3 protein-coding genes are annotated in these 3,957 nt (G+C 45.9%); 1 reads left to right on the top strand and 2 read right to left on the bottom strand.

All coding sequences use genetic code 11. The features are described 5' to 3' along the window. Positions 1-600 (top strand): VanW family protein (locus AC1DWN_RS29600; RefSeq protein WP_477562451.1); only part of this gene is annotated, 600 nt, incomplete at its 5' end. On the opposite strand, the gene pdxR is transcribed toward AC1DWN_RS29600, so the two are convergent. Continuing rightward, complete coding sequence (gene pdxR, locus AC1DWN_RS29605) at positions 594-2,030, bottom strand: MocR-like pyridoxine biosynthesis transcription factor PdxR (RefSeq protein WP_477562452.1); 1,437 nt, start codon at positions 2,028-2,030, stop codon at positions 594-596. The two genes, AC1DWN_RS29600 and pdxR, sit on opposite strands and share 7 nt — an antisense overlap. Positions 2,031-2,565: 535 nt before the next feature. Next, positions 2,566-3,837 carry an IS110 family RNA-guided transposase gene (locus tag AC1DWN_RS29610; protein ID WP_477562453.1) on the bottom strand — a complete coding sequence of 424 codons (1,272 nt, stop codon included), beginning with the start codon at positions 3,835-3,837 and terminating at the stop codon, positions 2,566-2,568. Positions 3,838-3,957: the final 120 nt, after the last annotated feature.

Genomic DNA, 3,957 nt, shown 5'->3' on the forward strand with positions numbered 1-3,957 from the left:
AGGATGGAGGCTCCGATGCTGACTATACATGCTAAAGTGGATAGCGAGCTTATGTCTCTGATTAAGGTGAAGAGGATTGGTCAATATGCTACTTATTACAATAGCAACAATAAAAACCGTTCTTACAATATTGGTTTAGCGGCGAAGGCGATTAACAATTACGTGTTGTTTCCTGGAGAGACGTTTTCTTTCAATAAGGTGGTTGGAAAGCGGACGGAGGAAAAGGGGTATTTACGTGCTCCGGTCATCGTTAGTGGAGAAGTGTCTGAAGGGATTGGCGGAGGAATATGCCAAATATCATCGACGCTTTTTAATGCAGTCGATCATGCGGGACTTCAGATCGTCAATCGTTATTCGCATAGCAGAAGCGTACACTATGTGCCGCCAGGCCGCGATGCAACAGTAAGCTGGCATGGTCCTGATTTTGTATTCCAAAATAAATACAGCCAGCCTATCTTAATCCGTGCTTTCGCAGGCGGGGGCGTTGTAAGCATTATGATTTATTCCTCTGATGTCATTGAAGAGAAGCCTAGATCGGTTCCAAGCGCATCCAAAAAACTGCCTAAAGAAATCGGACCCATTATGGGCTCTAATCAATAATGAAATGTTTTTAATGCCTCAGCGAACGCTGAGATTCCAGTATGAATTTCCTCGGTCTTCGGCTTAGCGTAGCTAAGCCGGACAAAGCCTGACTCCGAACCAAACACACTGCCTGGCACGAGTAAAACACCTCGTTTAATGGATTCCTCCAGTAATTTACCGTCGTTTACGTTTTGATTGATTTTGCACCACAAGTTGAGTCCGCCTTGTGGCGCGGTGAAAGTAACTCTCTCCTGTAAGCTGTCGCTTAAGGCTTGAACCATTATTTGTTGTTTAAGCTCGAGTGCTTGTCTCAACTGAACAATATGCTGATCGAATTGCTCTGAGGCTAATAAGCGCTCTGCAACCCATTGAGATACGATACTTAATCCGAAATCCATTTGCTGCCTTGCGTCTGATAATCGATCAATGACCGATTGTGGCGCAAGCAGCCAGCCAATGCGTAATCCAGATGCGGCTATTTTCGAAAGTGAGCCTATGTATAAAACGATGCCATCTGTATCTAATGATTTAAGTGGAGCGGGTGCAGAACCTTTAAATGATGTAAGGCTGAATGGATCATCCTCAACAATCGGAATGCGCAGATCTGCAGCAATTTGAAGGAGGCGCTTGCGCTTTGGCTCACTTAATACAGTGCCTGTCGGATTTTGATAATTCAAATTAAGAAATACCATGCGGATTCTATGCTGGCGATAGAGACTAATTAGATCATCAGGCTCGATACCGTCTTCATGTACAGGCAAGCGGAAAATTCGCAAGCCAGCAGACTGGAACATCGGTAAGGAATAGCAATAGGAAGGATCCTCAATGGCTACAGCATCGCCCGGCGAAAGCAAACATTGCGTAATTAAATAGAGAGACTGCTGGGAACCGGAAGTAATTAGAATGGAAGAGTCAGTTGTATTAATCCCATTGTGCAGTTTTAAACTGGATACAAGGCTCTCACGCAAAGGCTTATAGCCTTGTGGATCGTCATAACCGAGATGCTCTTCGAAGCTCTGTTCCTTCAGAAGCTTGCCTACCAGCTCATTCGGATATAAATTAGGTGACAACTCGCCGCTGGCAAAATTAATAATCGTTGGATCATTTAGAGTGACCTCACGAATGCGTCTCATAAGCGGGAGGTTCGGAAGGAAGGTTCCTCCTTCTGTATATTGACGCCAATTAGGAGTATGTGTAGGTGAGATTCCCCATTTTGTACGGCTTACATGTGTTCCGCTGCCAACCGCACTTTCAATTAAGCCTGAAGCGCGCAGCTCTTCGTAGGCTTGAATGACCGTGCTTCGGTTCACACCGAGCTGCTCCGCAAGCTTTCTCTCAGAAGGCAGCATACTGCCTGGGGGCAGCTCACCATATGAAATACTTCGTTCAATATGATCGATAATTTGTTGATAGATAGCTGTTTTATTTGAACGATCGGGTTTCCACATGAAATACAAGCATCCTTTTCAAATTTAATAATAAGAGTCTATTATCTTTACAATAAGCGAAAGTTGCTTAATTAACCAGCGATACAAATGGTTGGGGAAATAATAGCGGGAATGGACGGTTACAAAATAGATACTTATTCGTATCATTAAACTCCCTTGGTACGATATGATTTTCTCACGAATGCTCGCTTATTCGCAGGATTTCGCCCGGATGGTAAGGGGTGAAAGACAAGAAGGGGAACTCCGTGTTAGACTTCGGCAACATGAAGGCGCACGGGAATAGAGGGGGAATATTGCCGCCCCATATACTTCCATTTACTGCACGCATTCTCCACGCCGCCCTTGGAGGTTTTCACTCCCATGTCTTAACGGGTCTATGCCCTCTCATTCCTTCGTTACGCCTATCCAAGGGGTGGAGGCCGGTCTTGCTAACGGTACGGGTCGGTGCCCTTTGGTTTAATGAATCCGGTACTCCGTGCTTTCTTTGAAATCCTGCGAATAAGCCAAAACTCGTACAACGAAACGGGATGTTTGGTTAAGCTGCTAGCTGAATAGGCAATGTTTTAGGCGGGTTGTAGGCTTCGCCGCGGCGAGCCATCGCAACAAGTATTCGAGCTAGTTTGCCACAGAGCTTCATAATGGACCTCATTTTCTTCATCTTCTTTATTTGTACATTGTATGCATGCATGGCTTTAAACTCCGAATTGTTCGCGACTAAACTCAAGGTCATCATGAAGATGAAACGTCGGAGGCGAGATCGTCCGCGTTTGCTAATCTTCATTTGTCCTGTCCATTTGCCTGAGCTTGCTTCTGCGAGGTTTAAGCCAGCATGACGCAGTAAGGCATTCCCGTGAACATAGCCGCTCAAATCCCCCGCCTCACCTAGAATGCCGGCTAGTGAAATGGCACTAATCCCTTTGACAGCAAGCATGGATTTCGCAAAAGGAATCCGTTCTAAAACGGAAACAATCTCCGTCTCTACCGTTTTTAGCTGCAGGCAAGCAAGATCGTACTCGTCGAGCAGCTGTTTCAAATGAAGTCTGTAGGCATGTGTGGCTTGCTTAGATCCAACAGAACGGCTAGCAAGAGAGAGTAGAGCTCGGGCTTTTCGATCACCAGAATGCCGTTTCATAAGCGATTTCCAGCCTCGTAAGATATCTTGAGGCTGTAATTTACCCAGTTCTTCTGGCGTAGGGAACAGACGAAGTGTGGCCAGTGAACCCGTACACATGATGTTCTTGAAGACTTGTCGCAGTTCAGGGAAAACAATGTCGACCCACCGATGGATTTGATTCTTCGCACTAACGAGTCTGGTTACGACAGAGTCGCGATTTGAGAGATAAACACGTAGCTCTTCAAATGCTTCTGGTGTGTTGCGGATGAATGAATAATAGCCGTTTTTGACCATGTCGGCGATGACCAGGGCATCCTTTTTGTCGCTCTTGGATGGTGTATTGTCGCGGTTCTCCTTATTCTTTTTCACGAGATGTGGATTGACTAGAACGACTTCAAAGTGACGATCCGAGAGCCAGTTGGAAAGGTTGAGCCAATAGTGCCCTGTAGGCTCCATGCCAACAATGGCCGCCGTTAAAGCATGAGCGGATTGCAGCGACTGAAGCCACCGAAGAAGGATTTGAAAACCTTCTTCATCGTTCGAGAAGGATAGGGGATTACCGACGACGATCCCTCGAAAGTTAACAGCACGAGCGACATGCGTTTGTTGGGCGATGTCGATCCCGACGACCAGATGTTGAGCGGTAATTTTTTCAATGAGTTGATTTTGTTTGTCCTGCGATTTAAACTTCATAATAGAGCGTCCTCCTGGATGATGGAATTTTTAGGGCTATGACCCGTTGCGTACTTCCATCGTACCGAGGCGCTCGTTTTTTTGCAAAGCGGATATTTAACGCTCTACAGGAATGCTAAC

It is taken from the genome of Paenibacillus sp. P4_A7 (assembly GCF_056402455.1).

Excerpts from the sequence above, each read along its gene's own strand:
- pdxR (WP_477562452.1), bottom strand. The coding sequence starts at position 2,030 with ATGTGGAAACCCGATCGTTCAAATAAAACAGCTATCTATCAACAAATT.
- AC1DWN_RS29610 (WP_477562453.1), bottom strand. The coding sequence starts at position 3,837 with ATGAAGTTTAAATCGCAGGACAAACAAAATCAACTCATTGAAAAAATT.